This window comes from Candidatus Dechloromonas phosphoritropha, assembly GCA_016722705.1.
GTDB lineage: Bacteria > Pseudomonadota > Gammaproteobacteria > Burkholderiales > Rhodocyclaceae > Azonexus > Azonexus phosphoritrophus.
This window is the reverse complement of the sequence record JADKGN010000007.1, coordinates 14,224-31,961: the sequence shown is the minus strand read 5'-3', so window position 1 is coordinate 31,961 and position 17,738 is coordinate 14,224. Positions and strand designations below refer to the sequence as shown.

The following is a 17,738-nucleotide window of genomic DNA, read 5'->3' as shown; positions in this document are numbered from 1 at the left end:
GACCGTCAGATCACTCGGCTGCGGAAACGCGCCGACGAAGACCTGCGGCTGACCGCGAGCGACGATCACCTCGGCGTGTTGCGTGGCGTGGTTGATGATCGCCGTTAGCCTGGCGCGGAGGGTGGCCGAGGGCGGAGCCGCCGCGAGGACGGCGTTGATCTGAGCCTGGTTGTTGGCAGGGTTTAGCGCGAGAGTCAGGCCGGCCCGCGGCCCCAGCAGAGTCAGGAGCGAGTTGACGTCCGCCAAGGTGCCAAAGGTCACCAGGCGGCGCTGGATCCTGGGCTCCACTTTGTCGCTCGTGACGATCGGTGAGGGCTCCCCCTGCTGCACCACATGCGTCAACTCATGCGCCAGCAACTTTCTGCCGCTATCGCTGTGCGGAGCGTATTGACCGGAGCTGAATACCACATCCCGGCCAACGGTGTAGGCGAGGGCGTTGACGGCCCGGGCTGATGCCGCAGCAGGGGTGCCGGTGTGGATGCGAACGGCGCTGAAGTCGACGCCGAAGCGCGGTTCGAAGAAGGCGCGGGTGGTCGGATCGAGGGGGCGGCCGGTGCCGCGCAAGGTGGCGGCGACGCTGTCGAGACCGGCGCTTTCGGTGGCCGAACCCTGCAACTGGCGCTGCAACTCCTCTTCGCATTCCTGGCACCGACGCTGGATGGCCAGCGGGCGAATCGGTGCTGCTTCGGTGTCGGGCCGGGTCAGCGCCGGGGCGGGCATCCGCAGCACTTGGTCGGCGACGCGGTCGGCTTCCTTTTCAAAGCGGTCGTCCGGTTGGCTGACGGTCAGTTTGGCCTGGATGAGGTCCCTGCGTAACAGTGCTGAGCCGGTGCAATGGCCACCAGGCAAGGGCGCCGAAGCGGGGCGCCGCGCGCGGCTCGCTGGGGGTTGTATCGTTTACTTTGTCGCTTTCATATTGCCAAACCTCCCGCTATCGATCGGCACCGGAACCCAAGGCATTCCTGACCGGATTCTGAACCTGAATGGACGCCGGCGGTGCCTGGCCAACGCCCATGTCTCCACCCAAGACGCACGCGACGAAGGCGGTCGTTACCCAGCCCGCCCGCAGGTCTGCGTGTCAGCGTCCGGGAGGTGGGGGAAACGGAGCACCCGCAAAGGGCGGTGGCTTCGGGAAGCTGTCGCGAAGCGCCTTGATCAAGGTCTCGGCCGCTGCCTCTGTCAGGGCGACAATCGATGTTCCATCGGCATCGATGGCGGCTTCCGTGCCAGCGACCATGAAATTCTCGCTGGCATGGTCCTGGGTCATCGTGAAGACGACGCCTTTCATTTCCTTGGGAGAGACGCGTTCGTTGTTGGCGTTGATGGAATAGGAAATTCTGTAGTAGTTCATGGTCTCGTTCTCCTGACAAATTTCGATCGATGCTTCGCGGCACAGGCGCCCGGCTGATTTGACGTTTAGACAACTGCCCTGTAAAGAGTGCCATTATCTGCTGCCCAAGTACTTACGCCATCAAAGGCCAGCACGCCGCTGACGCTTCCAGATCCAAGACGCCCGGAGCCAGGTATGGCCTGGACGGTATTGGTGTAGATGTCGATTCGATAGGCCTGCCCACCGATGCATTGGACCAGGATATGGGTACCGTTGAAACACATCCTGGTCGGCTGTGAGGGTGCGGGCAAGGCGACGGTTGTGAGTGTGTTGTTGTCAATGGCTATCGTGCTCAGGTTGTTGGTCGCGGCATGGGTGACCCACATGCGTGCGTTGTCAAAGACGATCGCCTGTGGAGCCGCAGCAACGGAGATAGTTGCGTGGATATTGCCACCGACCCAGGCCCCTAGTCTGGTGACCGTATTGCTGCCGGTGTTGGTGACCCAGACATAATAGCTTTCACACGCGACCCCCTGCGGATTGGTTCCCACAGGATAGGTCGCCGCCACCGAGGTGGCTGAGTCGGAAATTACGCTGACGGTCCCGTCGCCGCTATTGGCCACCCATAGCGTGCGATAGTAGGCATTATAGGCAATGCCGGCGGGATTCGCCCCGACCGCGATGGTGGCCACCACCGTACCGGTCAGCGGATCGATCTTGCTGACGCTATTACCGCCATAGTTGGTGACGAAAATGTGGCTGCCATTGTAGGCAATACTGTGGGGTTTTGTCCCGACCGGAACGGTCTGCACGATTTTGAGGGTGTCGATGTCGACCTTTACTATGCGAGAGCTACCATAAACAGCCACCCATAGATACAGGCCATCAAACGCCATGCCTCGAGTTTCCGCCGGCAGTACCGTTGCCGCCAAGGTATTGGCCGTGACGTCGATCTTGTTCACCTGAACCTGGCCAGAAACCCACAGAAAGCCGCCGACACTCACCATCCCATTACCATAAGTCCCGACATACCCCGGAACGGTCGCGACCAACGCGTTGGTGGTGGTATCAACCTTTGGACCTGCCCCGATTCGCCTACACACAAAGTTCCCAATGACGGCAATCCCAGACGGCTGATTTGTGACCGCAATGGTGGCGACTACCGTATTGGCACCCACATCGACCTTGCTCACCGTATTGTTGCCACTATTGGCCACCCAAAGAAAGGTCGCCGTTGCAGTCGCCAAGCCCCTCGGCTGGCTGCCAACGGATACTTCGGCCACCACGGTGTTGCTCGCCATGTTGATCTTGCTGACGCTGTTACTGCCAGTGTTGGCCGCCCACAGGAAGCTGCCGACCACCGCCAAACCGGTAGGGTTGACGCCGACGGTAACCGTCGCCGCGACGCTATTGGTCGCCATATCGATTTTGCTGACTGAATTGCCGTAGTAATTCGCAACCCAAAGCGATCCGCCACTGATGGTCAGGGCGTTGGGCGCCGATCCGACACCGATCGTCGCCACCACGGCATTGGTCGTGACGTCGATCTTGCTGACGCTGTTGCTGCTGAAGTTGGCCACCCACAGATAGCCGCCGCCAAACGCCAACGCAAACGGGTTATAACCGACTGCGACCGTCGCCACTACGACATTGGTGGCCAGGTCGATCTTCACGACCACGCCGCTTGGGTTATCAGCCACCCAGAGCCAGGTTCCGTCAAAAGCGATACCGGAAAGGGATGAAAAGGTTACATTGCCTGCGGCATTGAGGCTCTGGGTCAATAAAGGCACTCTCAGCATCCGCAACCGGGTGGTGAAGTCCAGTTTCTTGAGCGTGACGCTGCCGTCGCCTGGCACGAAGGGATGAGTGTGGAGCGCGGCGGCGTTCGAAGTCGATCCGCCGGTGAGGACATTCAGGTTGGCGGCGGTAACGTTGGGGTTGACGCCCTCGAGGCTGGTCGGTGAGATTTTCTTGCTGTCGCTGCCGTCGTGGTCGTGTCCGTTGGCGGCGTTAAACCGCGTCTCGCGGGCGATTGCGCTGTCGATGCGCACTTCGGCGATAATCCCGGTCCCGGCGTTGATCTGGGTGGCGAGTCGATTACTACCGCCCTGCGTATCGACCTGCGCGGCGCTTGTAGCATGCGGATTGGCGGTACTGGCCGCGTGGGTATCCAGCTTGCTGCCGTCGCTGGACACGTCGCGACCGTCGACCGTGCCGCTGACGACGATGTCTCCGGTGACCTCGACGCTCGAACCGATCTTCAGCCGGCCGCTGGAATGACCCGTGCTGATCGTTCCTTCGACCGTCACCGCATCGCTGTCCTCGTCACCGAGGACGACTTTGCCATGCACCGTCAGGTCGCGCCCTACAGTCAGGTCGCCTGCCAACGCCGGTGCCGAATAGATGCGGCGATAGGCGCCGTTCAGGGTCACCGTGCCACTCCCGGCCACGGCCGCTATCTGGGCCAAGCCGACAGCGCCGGCCGGGACGGAGTCGGCCAACTGAAGCACCGGACTTTCGCTCCAGCGCGTTTCGCCGGGGATGCCGGTCTCCGTCTTGATGTCGGTCTTTTTCTCGTCGAGAGCGATCACGACAAAGGCGTTGACATCACTAGCGGCGACCGGCACCGGCGTCGCCGCTTCGAGGATGATCTCGCGTCCGAACTGGTCTACCGCCAGGCCGTCGCTCACCGTGACCTGGTTGGCAGCCGCCAGCACCGTAAGACCGTCAACGATGCCGGGGGTATGCGTCCGCCTGTTGTGGCTTCGACGCATCGTCAGGTGATAGCTCTGTTCGTCGTTGAAGTCCTCCTGACGAAGAAACTGGCCGTTGAAATAGTTAAGCCGTTTGATTGTCATTGTGCTGTCTCCTGAATGACCCTAGATAAGTGTATCTTTACCCACTGTTGACCGCTCACCAATCTGGAAAGTCGGACCGGAAATGCTGAGGTTGTAGTAGGTGTGGGCCGGCTTTTCGATATCGAGCACCGCCCGTACGGATGCCGTTTTCCTGGATAACTCGGCTGGATCCGGCGTCGTGAACGCGACATTGGCGCGGAAGAAGTGTGCGGGCAGACCTTCCACGACGGTGTCGACGCCGACGGTCGCGGTGACGCCGACCTGCATCGGATCAAGCTCGTCAAGAATCGATACGCCATCGCCTGCGTATATCTTCAGGTACTCTTCCAGGCCCGCTTTCGTACCACGTTTGCGATACAGCGGAATGATCCTGGTCAGCACCTCTCGCTTCTGCGCCGCGGACCAGTCGGCGCGCAGCACCAGCGCGGTCCAGCTCGCCAGCCAGGGTAGAAAATCCTCGCGCGCCAACAATGGATCGAAATAGTCGGATAGGTCATCGAGCAACAGTTCAAAGTCCGCGAACATCGGATCGATGACCGCAAGCAGGCGGCGCACTGCCGACGGCTCTTGCGCCCCGGTCGGGCTGGAATCAGGATGCCGCAGCAACTCCGGCAGCAACGATGCGTAATCAAAATCGGCGTCTTCGTTGGACATGGTCACTTCACCGCAACTGTTTCCAGGCTGCTTATTCTCGGCAGATCTTCAATAGGCACCTCGTGGAGGTCCGGGTCACCGTTCATTTCGACGGCTTCAACGTGGTCCACGCCCGGTACCGATTCGACGATTCGATAAAGCTCATACACCGACACCGGCCGGCCAAACGGCCAGCCGGCGCCGTCCTGCCCGCCGGCAAGCGGATCAAAAAAACGCCTGACCAGGCGGTCGGTGTCCGAGACGGCCTCTTCCGCCAGGGAATTTGGCCTCACCACCAGCCGAACCTTGAGGTCAACAGGAGTGTAGGCGGCTGGCCGGACGACAATCCGGGTGCCGACCAGCTTTCGGTCCTCGAGTCGACGCTTGACTGCGGCCAGGAGGTTCGTGCTCGCGACAACGCCAGCGGCAGAAACGACAGCGACGGTAATGCTTCCCAGCAGCGGATTGGCGACGATGGCCACCCGCCCAACCGCAGGGTCGGCCAACATTGCCTCACGCTCGAAATCCGAGGTGGTGATCGCGCGGTAAGGGTCATTGAAGAACCGCAGAGCGCGCTGTTTGGCGCCCTCCAGCAGTTCAACGGTGAGTTGCGGGCCCGCCACCCATAAATTTGCCAATTGTTTCTGGGTAGTGGCGACGATATCGGCAAGTTGTGTCGCTCCGGTGCGCACCACGATCAGCACCGAGACGCGGTTTTCGTTCTCGGCGTAGCGGACAAAGACGTCTTCAACTTCGGCACTCACCTGCCGGACCTCGCGTTCGATGTCGCTTGCAGACATCCCGCTCATGGCGGCCTTGAAGGCGTCGCTCGGGAGCGACGATTCGCCCAACAACAGCGAGGTGAAGTTGGCAATTGTGCGCGGCGGAACCCGATTGGCACGATACAGGTTGACTTCGGTCACCCAGGCGAGGAGTTCGGTCAGCGTCACACCCGGATCGGACGGATTGTGGTTGGTCCACTCTGGCGCGAACTGCGGAATCAGCGCGCGCATTTCTGCGACCAGGTCGTCGAAGCGGCGTTTGTCGAGGTTGGGTTGCGGCAGCGGCATGGCTAGGCCTCCGTGGCCAGGACAGTGAGGTTTCCGGCCGCCGGCAGATCGTTACCGCCAATGGCTATTTGATTGGCCGACGGGACCACGTCACCGGTCTTCCTGACGATCAGGCTGCGCACGCGATCGACGCCCTCGGTCGCTTGCACCACGGCGGCAATTTCCGACAGATAGATGTCCCGGCCGAACTCCCAGCCATTCCCGTCCGGACCGCCGCTCAGCGGGTGCAGGAAGGCCGTGAGTTGATCGAAGACATGCTTCTCGACAGTTTTGGCTTCAGCCATCCGCCTTGGAACGACCTCTGCAGACACATCGACCGAGACATATCGGGGGCCGATGACATCAATCCGAGTCGCCAGAGTGGGCAACGATCGCTGCCCCAAGTAGTCCTTGACGGTATTGATCAGACCCTCGGTCGGCAGCGGCTGCGCTTCGTGTCCGCCGGGAACGACGATCACCGTGAGCCATCCTGGATCGTTCCCTGGCGGATTCGCCGCCAGCAGCGAATCCGCGCTGGTCAGCGCCAGGCAGCGCGACTTGGCGACCTCGGTGGCCGCTTCGCGCGCCAGCCACTCGTAATCCTCGACCGTCACCGCACGATCGCGGCTCTTGATACGCAGTGGGCCGCTCATCGCCACGTTGTCGATATTTTCCTGGTCGGCGGCGCCCGCGCTGGATTCGTAGTTGGTAACCTTGTCGATCAGTGGCAAGGTTGTTTTGAGTTCGGTCAAGGTGAGCTTTGCGCACACACCTTTCGTGCCACCACCCGCGCGGTAGGTCCTGGCGACGATATTGGTCTTGCCGGCAGGCGGAATCCGGCCCTGCACGCCATCGCCAAACATCAGCCGGCCAGACGCCCGGTCCAGCAGATAGTGACGATCGGCAGCCGTCGACAAGCTCAGCGCCGCGACGTCGTGCCAACGCACCCAGACTTCAGTGATATTGCCGGCGGTGTCATTGACGGTACGGATGGCGTCCGGTCCTTCGGCGGCGACAATCAGCGCGCGATCGGCGTCTGTCGGCAGCGTCGGTTCACGAATCTCGACAAGCTGCCCGGTCAACACCGGGAACTTGGGGTATTGAAACGCTTGCTTCGGATCGCCATTGCTCGACCCCAGGATCTGGTCCTTGAAGGTGATGCCGTGGCTGGCCCAGACGGTGTTCAAGGTGATGCCCTCCAGCCTCGGCGGCGCGCGATAGCCGCCGGATTCGAGACTGGCCCTGAGCCAAAGGCGCTGGTTCCCGAATAGATAGCGGTCGGCGGCGTCTACCGGGACGATGAAGCGCAGCAAACCGCTGCGCGTGAGGTTGTCCGTTTCGTCTTCAGACGGCAGGCGCGTCCAGTCCGTGCCATTCCAATACCACCAGACTACCGCGGGTGGCGCATCGGAACCGACGGCGTTGGTGCGGGCGCCGTAGACTGGCTGCACGACCTGCAGGTGCACGCTCAACGGCGTTCCCGGTACGGCTGTGACGGAGTCAAACTCAAGGTACAGCACCGGCACCTTGTCGTCCCAGCGGGAAAAGGGTTGAAACTCGGCAACCGACGATACGTCCCGGTAGACGAGACCATTGTTCGTCAAGCGCATCATCGTCTTGGTCGTGGTGGTCAGCGAGTAACTCAGTTTCAAGGACTTGATCGATGGCGGATCGAACGTCGCGGCAACATACTGATAAGTGTCGACAAGCCCATATTGGGTCAAGAGATCGATGATTTTTTTATAGTTGGCGGCGTCGGTCTCGATTTTCCCGAGTTCCGCCGTCATGGCGTCGTTCGCCGTTGCCCGATAGGTCGCTTCTTTGCCGTAATCACCCGTCACGATTCGGATACGAATCCAGTAATCCACGTCGCCGTTTACAGACGTTGGCTGCATGTCGGGACAAGTGAAGCCGATGCTGCCATTCTGGGTGAAGGCCTTGGTCGTATCGGAAAACCCATATTCTGCGATCGGGCCGGGAACGCCAGTCTGCGTCGTGTGGGCAATAAGCTGCCAGCTCGTCCCATCCCAATACTCCCAATCCAGACCGACATCGGTCCGCGTGATGACGGCCCTGGACAATACGGTGGTGATCATGACAGTGGCGGAGGGGCCGGAAAATGCCGGTGCGCTGGCGATGTAGAACGTATCGTTGAACTTCGGACGTTCGCCGAATGGCAAGAAGTCTTTGCTGATATCGACGGTGATATTGTTGAAAATGGCCTTGTACGTTAGCACCGATCTATTGTCGATGCTGACCGTCACCTCAACTTTCGAGATCGTCAGCGGCTTTGGGTCGGTGGTCTTGGCCCTAAGCCAATAACTGATCCTGCTGATCGCATTACCTGAGTCGTCGTGGCCCTCGACGGCGCGTTTGGCGATACCCGGTGTCTTCAGCTCCTGGCCAGTCGGGGTAGTCGACGGGTCCACCGCCGGCTGCCAACCATCGGCCGTGGAATACTCCCAGACCAGCGCTGGCAGCGTGTCGCCAGTCGCCATCTCGAAAACGATGCTCAGGTGGTCTCCGGCCTCGGCGGCTTGGGAGAACAGGGTATCGTGCCCGAGATACAAGGCATGCGCGTTGGGCAGCCATGCTGGCGAAGTACCCGAGTCGCTGAAAACATTCATGGAATTGGCACTCGGCGCGAGGACCACGGCACTCAGGTCAAGATAACGATCCTTGCCCGGGTCGACGGAATACGCACCCAGTAACGCCGCTCGGCTCACCGGCAGGTCTTCGTCGGTCTCAAAAATGACATCTTCACGCTTGACGGCGCCGACCTGCGTGCCTTTGGGAACGAAGCCATCGTCCGGCGCCTTGTCGGACAAGCAAAACGTCAACGGCGCGCGCGCCGACTTTGGCGGACTCAGATCAATTCCGACAAAGTCGAGGAAGGCCAGGAAGTTCTTGTCTGGAATTCTATTGACCTGACCGGCGATGACCTGGCCCATATGGGCGGCGAGTTTCAACAGCGCCATGCCAAAGTCACGCGTATCGTCAGCCAGGCTCAGAACATCCGGGGGAATCTCTTGCGCCGACTTCCACTCCGGGTAGCAGGTCGGTATGCGTTTGATCATTTCGGCCAACAGGTCAGTCGCCTGTCGGGCTTCGATCGGCGGATGCTTCAGCGGCTCCATCATTCCCTCGCCAGATAGAACGGGTGAACAAGATTGTGCGTGGTGTCGGTCGCCACAATCCGATATTCGAGGTCTATCAAGAGGCGCTGCGCGACGTCCGAATCCAAATTCGGGTTAGCGTCAACGGCGAGCAACTCGATTCTGGGCTCATACTTTTCCAGGGACTCGCGAACATGGAACATGGCCAGACCCGCCGTGGCTGTGTTGTTGGGTGCAAAGGTCAGACGATTCAGGTCGCATCCGAAATCGGGCCGCATCAACCGTTCGCCGCGCGCGGTACCGAGGATGATGCGGATCGATTCCAGCACGGCGCGCTCATAAGCGGAAACGCCGATGCGCACCACACCGTCGGGACCAGGAGCGACCCCGATCGGGAATTGCCAACCGACTCCCAGGAAGTCACGCTCCGCCATGGCCTATCCTATGGATACCGTTCCGACGGCGATGACGGTGCCGTTCGGCAGGTCGGCGGGGTCGTTGCAGGTCATCGCCATGTCACCGTTGCGGGCCGCCATTTTTCCGTTGATATTGACGGTCGGACTGCCGACCTTGATCGTCGCTTTGTTGCCGGGCGGATTTTGGAATGGGCCGCCCTGGGGGATGTGCGGCGGCGTATTGGACGCCGTCGAGTCCACCGTCGCCGCCGGCATGCCCATGATGTTGACGTCGGCGCTGAGGCCGCCATCGATGAGGCCGGTAAATGGATGTGGCAAGGGCGTGGGGACCGGCGCTGGGCCGGCCGGAATCATCACGATGTGGATATCGGTTGCCATGACTTGATCGCCTTTCTTTGCCGCTGGCTGTCCCATTGCACGCTCCTGATTCTGCTCTACGAGGATGGTCGCCCCGGTGAAACACTCGCCTGTCTGGTTTGGCACTTCGATGCCGGTTCGTGAAGCGGCGGCCATGCCATTAGTTGATGTTGACGGTCGCACCCTTGATGTTCATGGTCGCACTCGCCTTGACGTTCATTTCCGATCCGGCCTCGACCTTGAGGGCGGCGCTGGACTTCAGCTCCAACTCCTTGGCCTCCAGGCTGATCTTGCCCTGCGGCGCCCGCAGTATTAGGTCCTTCTCGGTGGTGATGGTGATGGTGTTGTTCTTGGTATCGATCACCATCGAGTTCTTGCCGGACTTGTCGATCACCTCGATTTTTTCGCTGCCGTCGGTGTCATCGAGCTTGATGAGGTGGCCGCTGCGCGACTTGATGAGCCGGACATTGTTCTTGCCGTCGTTGGCAAACTCGGCCGGCAAGGTGTCGACACCGTTCCACAGCGCGCCGATCACGAACGGTCGCCGCATATCGCCTTGTTCAAAGGCCACCAGAACCTCGTCATCGACCTCCGGCAGGAATACGCTGCCGCGTCCCTTGCCGGCCATCAGTGTGGCGACCCGGGCCCATTCGCTTTCGTCGGATTCGGAAAACCACGAGAACTTCACACGTACACGGCCCAGGTTGTCCGGGTCCTTGATGTTGGTGACGATTCCGACGACGACGCCGACCATGGTTGCGGCCCCCGTCCCAGCGCCTCGACCAGCGCTGCCATGATCGCCACCAACGCCGCTGGCAGCATCGACAGACGCGGCATTGGTCAACATTTGGCACAGGCTCATAGGGTGTTCCTCGTTACTTCGAAGCGGGTGCGGTAGCCGGTCGGTCCAATCGTATGCTTGGCCGACTCGACGTAGTAAGTGGCGCTGAAGACCTTGCCGACGCCAGCGATATCGATCGTCTTGCCGGCCCGGATCAACGGTGACCCGGCGCATTCACCCTCGGCCTTGATGAAGGTGTTTTGTTGGCGGTCGTACCAGGCCTTGGCGATCTGTGTCGCCTGGTCGGCGTTGATCAGCGCCGGTGCGCTAATGGTGTGCGTTGTGGATGTGGCTGAGAATGCGGCCGTTGACCGCTCGGCACCCGTCAGACCGCTGCCCATTTTGGCGGTTTCGTCGCCCGGCCCGGCCTTGCCCACGATGGGCTTTTTGGTTTTGACATCCCAACCGCGAACTTCCACCTTGGTGCCTTCGGGCATGGCGCGTTGGCGCGGCGTGAATTCGACCAGATCACGTCGGTAGGTCAGGCTGACAACGGCTCCGGCTTGCGGTTTAGGTTTGCAAAAGCTCAGCATCTTGTCCTCCACCGAAACTTCGTAGTTCAGCGGTCTCGCCAGGCGCAGCAAGAAGGCCAGGTCGGTCTCGTTGATCTGCGTCAGGTGCGGATGTTTGTCATTGGTGCTGTCGACTGAAGCCGTCAAGCCGAGATTGCTGGCGATCTCGGAGGCGATGTCGCTGGACGTCCGGTCCTTGAAGGTTCGCTGATGATCTCCGAAGGTCAGCCGGTGCAGGCGATTATAGGCCTGTACCTTGAGGCTGTCATGGCCATCGAGGCCACCGAATACCGGCTCCAGTGCCGTCACCTCGCCGGAAAATACGGCGCTCTCGCTGTTAATGCCCAAGGTGAGCTCGATCGGTGTTCCCAGCGCAAACTGATCCAGATAATCTTCCTTCAGCCGCAAACGCATGCTGTCCCAGAGGTTGAGCGAGAACGTCAGCATCGCCGGCATATTCAGATCCTCGCATAGCTCAAGCGACGAGATATCAGCTTTCACGGCTGGCGCCAGCGTCACACCGCCGATGGTCAGCGTGAACCGTGTGATCCCGACGAGTGGCAGCGCGGGTGCGGTCATGGCTGTTGTCCGGGGACCACGATCAGGCGCCCCAAGTCCGATTGCCGCGGGAAGCGCAAAGGATTGTCTATGGCATTAGCGTCGGCAATTGGTCGCCACAGCCGTGGGTCACCGTAAACTTTCGCGGCAATCGCCGGCAGCTTGTCGCCCGCCTTGACTGTCCAAACCGTTGTCGTTGTGGTCATCGATGATGTCCTGGTGCTGCCGGGGCTCCGCTCGTGCCATCAGGCCGATTGTGGCCAAGGCTTGAGCGTCAGCGTAATAACTGACCGGACCGGCGTGCCGTCGGCGAGGAACAGGGAAAAATCCTCTTTGATGCTTGCCACCACACCCTTGTACGTCATCTTGCCCCATTGGAAGAGGCAGCCCACTGCCTGTTGGGCCTTGGATTCGCCGGGGTCGAGTTGTTGCTTGAACTTTTCGGTCATGCTCCGCACGTCAGTACGCGCCTCGTAGCTGTCGTAGTTGAGCGTAAGCACCAGATCGCCTGCGCTGGTTTTGGCCCATTGCAGGCTTTGCCCGACCTCGGCCCAGGTGATGTTCCATAGAGTAGAGTAAGTGGCCGGGTTGAACTGCACCACGATTGGATCACCGGGTCCGGGTGTACCATCCGGGCCGAGCGGCAGCAATCTTGCTTTGTAGTTCGCGCCAAGAGTCATGGTCTGATACCTCGCCGTTCGCGTTCGACAACCAGTCGCCGCTCCAGAATGTGGAAGATCCGATCCGCCAGAGCCTCGATCGACAGCGTCGATACGACGCTCGGCGCGCCGCTGTCTGGCATGCTGGCCGCTTGTGCCGCAGGCACCGCAGCGCCCAAGGTGGCGGACAGCAGCGTCGGAATCTGGGCCACCTCGGCGCGCGGCTTCTGGAGTATCAGCGCGGCAGTCGTCCGTGGCTGTGCTGCCGCCGGAGCGTCCAGCCTGTGGGTCATGGTGGGCACTGCTTCATTCGCGTGGGGGGCGCGCACGACCGCGGCCGGCAACGGCCGGCCTGGAACTGCCCGGAGTGCCGCCGGGCGCACTGCCGGCTGTGCACCGCCGGTACGGCTGTGTCCCCCGCCACGACCATACACGAGTGCCGCCGTCGGCATTGTGGAGGCAAACGCCTGAAGGCGATCGGCGGCCGGGGTGTCGATCGGGGCCGACGCATCAAGCACGGTGTCGGCACCGTGCCTGCCCAACAGCGCGTGCTGCACAAAATGGCGAAAGCCCCCGAGCGTAAGCGGTCGTGCAGGGCCAGATGAGAGCGATAGCCCGGAGCCGAGGCTAAACAACGAAGCAGCGGAAAGTTCTTTATGCGGCGCCGCCGGGTTCAGGCCAAACGGCTGACCCACCGCCTTGCTCGTAGACGCGCCGGTGTTGCGATGGCTGAGCGGTCTGCGTTGTACGAGCGGGTGCAGGCCGGACACCGACACTCGTCGGAACAGACCCGGGCGCAGGGCTGAAGTCGCATACGGCGTGGTGCCTGCACTGACGTCGATCGATGCCGCTGGGATCTGCAGCGCGGTGGCGGAACGATACGGCAGGGGTGGCGGCGTGCGGTCGGCGCCAGCGACCGCACGCTGTGAATCGCGGTTGGTCGCCGGGAACAGGGTCGCGTGGATTTCGGCCGTGCTATCGACCGGCGGCCTCGATAGTGTCAGTGGTGTAAGGGGTGCGGGCCCGCTGACAGCGATCGCCATTGGTCTGGGCGCGACACGATCGATACTGTAGTCGTGGTTGCCGGGCGTGCTTGTCGACTTGGCCGCCACCGGCTCGTATGGGCGACGAACCAAAAGGCTGCTGACCGGCGGTGACAGCGCGGTGCTGGGTGGCGGGCTGCGGACGCCGCCGAGCACGGCGACCGCCCTGGCCATACGTGCAGTCAATGGCTGCGCGAACGCGACGCCAAGGGCCGGCGGCGCGATCGAGGTCGGCGGAGTGGCACCGATGGCTCCGAGGCGGCGGAGAATCGGTTTGCGTTGCACGAGCGGGCGCAGGCCAGACACCGACACTCGTCGGAACAGACCCGGGCGCAAGGCTGGAGTCGCATACGGCGTAGCGCCTGCACTGACGTCGATCGATGTCGCCGGGATCGGCAACGCGGTGGCGGGACGATGCGGCAGGGATGGCGGCGTGCGGTCGGCGCCAGCGACCGCACGCTGTGAATCGCGGTTGGTCGCCGGGAACAAGGTCGCGTGGATTTCGGCCGCGCTATCGACCGGCGGCCTCGATAGTGTCAGTGCTGTAAGGGGTGCGGGCCCGCTGCCAGAGATCGCCATCGGTCTGGAGGCGACACGATCGATACTGTAGTCGCGGTTGCCGGGCGTGCTTGTCGACTTGGCCGCCGCCGGCTCGTATGGGCGACGAACCAAAAGCCTGCTTACCGGCGGTGACAGCGCGGTGCTGGGTGGGGGGCTGCGGTCGCCGCTGGGGGCACGCGCAGCCAACGGTTGCGCGACCGCGACCCCAAGGGCCAGCGGAGCGACCAAGGTCGGTGCGGTGGCACGGATATCTCCGGGGCGGAGCCTCGGCTTGCGTTGCACCAGCAACCGCGGGGCAATGACCGACGCCGGCAGGGACACGTCCGGGATGCCGGCCGCTGCGCGTAGTGGCGAAGGGCTCCGACGACCGACGGTGGGAACAAGCCGGGCGGCCGCCGACCCGGCGGACGCGGCTTGCGAACCCGCCGTCGCGCCCTTCGTTGCCTCCAGGCCACCTGCACTCCGACCGGCCCGCAGCATGCGTAGGACCAGCGACGGGCCACGGCGAGCCGCCGGCGTAACGAAGTATTTGCCGAGAATATGCTTCGCGAACACCGCCGCCGCTGTCGGCCCGGCCGACGAATCGTGCGGCGTATGGCCTCCCTGGGTGGCGATGGCTTGATGCTTGTTGTCCGTTCTCATCATCATCGCACCTTTCCCTTGTTGCACGCGGTATGCACCGGCGCGCGCGTCCTAAAAACCGATCGAGCCCGTTACGCTGATCGTTCCCCGGACCGCCGACAGCCCCTGGCTCAATGCCGACTTGGTCAGGCCATGGTGCGCCAGCGTCAAGCTCTCAAAGGCCACCTGACCGGACGTGGCGTTGAGTATCGGCCCTGACCACTTGATGGGATAAGCGTCGGAGAAGTCCCACCACATCGCCGGAATGCCCTGGGCATCGAGCAGATAGATGCTGCCGTTCTTACGTTCGACCTTGCCGGCCACCACATCGGCGTACCAGTTCCACAAAAGATCCAGATCGGTCTGGCCTTTCTTCAGGATCAGATCGCTCTGGGTGGTCCATTTGGGCAACTTATGGACGTAGTCATTGACGCCGCCTTCGCGTATCGAATCGACCTCGGTGGTGATATCCAATCCAGAAACCTCGCTGAAACCACCGGCGATGATGCCCTCGATCTCGACCAGAAAGCTGAATGCGCCGTACGGGTCGAGCCGCGCCCCAAGAGCGCGGCCGGCGACCGCAATGCCAGCATTGAAACCTATCGTTGCCATGACTACCCCCACTCGCTTTGTTCGTTGAGCTTCTTGTTGATGTCAGACACCTCATTGCACCAGCGATGTCGATCCCGATGCTCCAGGTTCAGTATCTCCGCGTATGGCCAGTGCAGGTGATACGCCAGGAAGGCTACCTCCTCATACGGCTCGTCGAGGGGTAGCCGGTTATTCCCCATCGGCTCGACCTCCACGGCGAACTGATGGTCGCACCTGGGGCAGCACGCCGTGACCGTATTCGAGCCCTGCTCGTTGATGCGCCGGTAGATGCCCTGCAGGTGGTCGAGGTCCTCCGCGAAGAGGCCCTCAATGACCCGGGTATTGACCATCTTGAGTTCGCCCAGCCGAGTGATCACCCGCGCCAGCAGGATGACGGTCAAGTAAGCGGGATTCTGCTGAACGCGCGAATCCTTCATCGGCAGGATCTCGTCCCCGGCCGTCGCCAGCCGCATCACACCCTCCTTGTGCAGGTTGCCCTCGGGATCAAGATATCCCTTGGGCAGGATGAACTCATACTCGGTCTGCAGTGCCATGGCGCGCGTCCTCATCGATCAAGCTGCTAATTATCGCACTCTCATTGCACTCTCAGGACTTCCTCACAAACCAGATCCAGATTTTCGATGACCACCTCCGCGCCTTTGGCGGACAAGTCACTGGCGTCGTATTTGGTGGGCCAGGCCTCCATGATGTCCCAGCGTGCCTTGTCATCACCGGCCTCGTCAATCAGCACCAGCGACAGGTTCTTGCGGTTGCCTTGCGCGCCTTTGTCGATCACCTGCTTGCGCCAGTTATAGAGGTCCATCGAGTCGGTCAGTCCCCATTTGAGCGTGACGTTGCCATAAGTTGTCTGGCCCGACAGTTTGCGGTTGTGCGTCGGATCGGTACCGTCTCGGTAGTCGATGGGCGCGGTGGTCGAATCCGGAATAGTCGCATCGGAAAATGCGGCCTGGGTGATGCCGTCGATCTCGACGCGAAACCGGAAGTTGCGATAGGGGTCTTTGCGTGCCATGTGGGTGTTCCTCCTGGATCAAGTTAACCGGCTTTGCCCAAAGTCTTTTGACTGATGCGAATGATGACGAACTCGGCCGGCTTGACCGGCGCCACGCCAACCTCGATGACCAAACGGCCGGCGTCCACCACCTCGGGCGGATTGTTTTCAGCGTCCACTTTCACGAAGAAAGCCTCCGCGGCAGTGCTGCCAAAGAGCGCCCCGTCGCGCCACACGGTGGTCAGAAATGCTGTAATGTTGCGCTTGACCTTGCCCCAAAGGAGCGGGGTGTTGGGCTCGAACACCACCCACTGCGTGCCTTCGTCGATGGTCTCTTCGAGAAACAGGAACAGACGGCGGACGTTGACGTACCGCCACTCCGAATCCGCGGACAGCGTTCGCGCTCCCCAGACCACGGTCCCGGCGCCGGGGAAGGTGCGGATGACATTCACGCCAATCGGGTTGAGCGTGTCGTGCTCACCCTTGGTGACGACACGCTCGACGCCGGTCGCGGAATTCAGGTAGCCGACATCGATGCCAGCCGGGGCCTTGTGCACACCGCGCGTCACGTCGGTGTAGGAATAAGTACCGACAATCGCGCCGCTTGGCGGTGTCAGCTTCGATCTTCCGGTGAGCGGATCGGACACGGATATCCAAGGGTAGTAAATCGCCGCGTACGAGGAATTGAAGTTGCCGGTCACGCTCCTGAACGCGGCGACCCCTTGCACATCCAGATCCTTGGGCGTGTCCGCAACAAAGAAGCAATCCTTGCGGTTCAGGCAATAGGTGTAGGCGCTTTGGGTGACTGTCGAATCGCCCACTGCATCCGGAATGGCGACGATGTTGATGTCGTCCACCGGATCGAAGGCGTTGATGAAGCCAGTGGCACCAGCCCAGTCCGTGGCCAGCAGGTTATCGCCGTCGAGACCACCGGCCAGATTGGCTGGGCCGTTGGTGGGTCGGGTATTGCCGCTGTCGACCGCCTCGACCCATTTTGAATTCAGGCGCTTGAGCAGATGGTCGGGCTGCGTGTCATCCATGGTAAGGTGATCGTAAGTTTCTACCACCTCGCTACCATAGCTGATGCTGAGCTTGAAGTAATCGGCCCGCACGCTAGCGGCCGGTAGCGCGGTCTCGTCGGCCACCACCACGCTCAGCGAGTTGCCCCATTTGCCCTCCGAATTGGCACGCACCACCATGCTGCCCATAGCCGCGGTCGTGGCCTTGCTAAGGGTTGTCGCGCTGCCTTTGGCGGCACGAATCACATAGCAACGGGTGCCACCCTCATTGAAGAACTGATAAACGGCATACGCCAAGTAACCGGCGTCGATAAAGTCACCGTAGGTGCTGGTGTACTGCGTCCAGTTGGTAATCAACATCGGCTTGCCGATGGGCCCGCGCTGGGCAATGCCGATGAATGCGCCGGTGGACGTTCCGACGCCCTCGAGGGGCTTGATCCCGGAGGACCCTTCTTCAACGAATACTCCTGGCGATAGATATTCCGGCATGACACGCTCCTTTTAATGGGTTGACTGCTAGTTAGGTGCGAGAATTGCTCCGAATCGTCCTCGCCGCGATATCCAT

Annotated in this window: 15 protein-coding genes and 1 pseudogene; all 16 read right to left on the bottom strand. The window is 61.5% G+C overall.

Features of this window, described 5'->3' with window-relative positions:
- Positions 1 to 720, bottom strand: a 720-nt coding sequence (locus IPP03_23070; protein MBL0355353.1) for a DUF4157 domain-containing protein, incomplete at its 3' end; no start/stop codon positions are given.
- A gap of 358 nt (positions 721 to 1,078) precedes the next feature.
- Entirely contained in the window at positions 1,079 to 1,351 is a 273-nt protein-coding gene (locus IPP03_23065; protein MBL0355352.1) for a hypothetical protein, read from the bottom strand.
- A gap of 65 nt (positions 1,352 to 1,416) precedes the next feature.
- Positions 1,417 to 4,188 (bottom strand): hypothetical protein, encoded by a 2,772-nt coding sequence (locus IPP03_23060; protein ID MBL0355351.1) that lies wholly within the window; start codon positions 4,186 to 4,188, stop codon positions 1,417 to 1,419.
- Positions 4,189 to 4,209: 21 nt separating this feature from the next.
- Positions 4,210 to 4,842: a hypothetical protein gene (locus IPP03_23055; GenBank protein MBL0355350.1), complete on the bottom strand. Its 633-nt coding sequence runs from the start codon at positions 4,840 to 4,842 to the stop codon at positions 4,210 to 4,212.
- Between the two features lie 2 nt (positions 4,843 to 4,844).
- Entirely contained in the window at positions 4,845 to 5,891 is a 1,047-nt protein-coding gene (locus tag IPP03_23050; GenBank protein ID MBL0355349.1) for a baseplate J/gp47 family protein, read from the bottom strand.
- Positions 5,892 to 5,893: 2 nt separating this feature from the next.
- Positions 5,894 to 9,007, bottom strand: a complete 3,114-nt coding sequence (locus IPP03_23045; protein ID MBL0355348.1) for a putative baseplate assembly protein — start codon at positions 9,005 to 9,007, stop codon at positions 5,894 to 5,896.
- The gene (locus IPP03_23040) at positions 9,007 to 9,420 is read right to left on the bottom strand and encodes a GPW/gp25 family protein (protein ID MBL0355347.1); all 414 of its coding nucleotides are present in this window, start codon (positions 9,418 to 9,420) and stop codon (positions 9,007 to 9,009) included. Before IPP03_23040 ends, IPP03_23045 begins: the two co-directional genes overlap by 1 nt.
- 3 nt (positions 9,421 to 9,423) lie before the next feature.
- Complete coding sequence (locus tag IPP03_23035) at positions 9,424 to 9,816, bottom strand: PAAR domain-containing protein (GenBank protein ID MBL0355346.1); 393 nt, start codon at positions 9,814 to 9,816, stop codon at positions 9,424 to 9,426.
- A 103-nt stretch (positions 9,817 to 9,919) separates the two neighbouring features.
- Positions 9,920 to 10,513: a phage tail protein gene (locus IPP03_23030; GenBank protein MBL0355345.1), complete on the bottom strand. Its 594-nt coding sequence runs from the start codon at positions 10,511 to 10,513 to the stop codon at positions 9,920 to 9,922.
- A 104-nt stretch (positions 10,514 to 10,617) separates the two neighbouring features.
- The gene (locus IPP03_23025; GenBank protein MBL0355344.1) at positions 10,618 to 11,691 is read right to left on the bottom strand and encodes a phage late control D family protein; all 1,074 of its coding nucleotides are present in this window, start codon (positions 11,689 to 11,691) and stop codon (positions 10,618 to 10,620) included.
- Between the two features lie 224 nt (positions 11,692 to 11,915).
- Entirely contained in the window at positions 11,916 to 12,350 is a 435-nt protein-coding gene (locus IPP03_23020; protein MBL0355343.1) for a hypothetical protein, read from the bottom strand.
- On the bottom strand, positions 12,347 to 14,581 hold the full coding sequence (locus IPP03_23015) for a hypothetical protein (GenBank protein ID MBL0355342.1): 2,235 nt from the start codon (positions 14,579 to 14,581) through the stop codon (positions 12,347 to 12,349). Before IPP03_23015 ends, IPP03_23020 begins: the two co-directional genes overlap by 4 nt.
- 45 nt (positions 14,582 to 14,626) lie before the next feature.
- A complete protein-coding gene (locus IPP03_23010) occupies positions 14,627 to 15,166 on the bottom strand; it encodes a phage tail protein (protein MBL0355341.1) in 540 nt (179 codons plus the stop codon).
- 179 nt (positions 15,167 to 15,345) lie between these two features.
- A pseudogene (locus IPP03_23005) lies at positions 15,346 to 15,699 on the bottom strand (phage tail assembly protein).
- Between the two features lie 41 nt (positions 15,700 to 15,740).
- A complete protein-coding gene (locus IPP03_23000) occupies positions 15,741 to 16,175 on the bottom strand; it encodes a phage tail protein (GenBank protein ID MBL0355340.1) in 435 nt (144 codons plus the stop codon).
- A gap of 23 nt (positions 16,176 to 16,198) precedes the next feature.
- Positions 16,199 to 17,662 (bottom strand): phage tail sheath family protein, encoded by a 1,464-nt coding sequence (locus IPP03_22995; protein MBL0355339.1) that lies wholly within the window; start codon positions 17,660 to 17,662, stop codon positions 16,199 to 16,201.
- Positions 17,663 to 17,738: the final 76 nt, after the last annotated feature.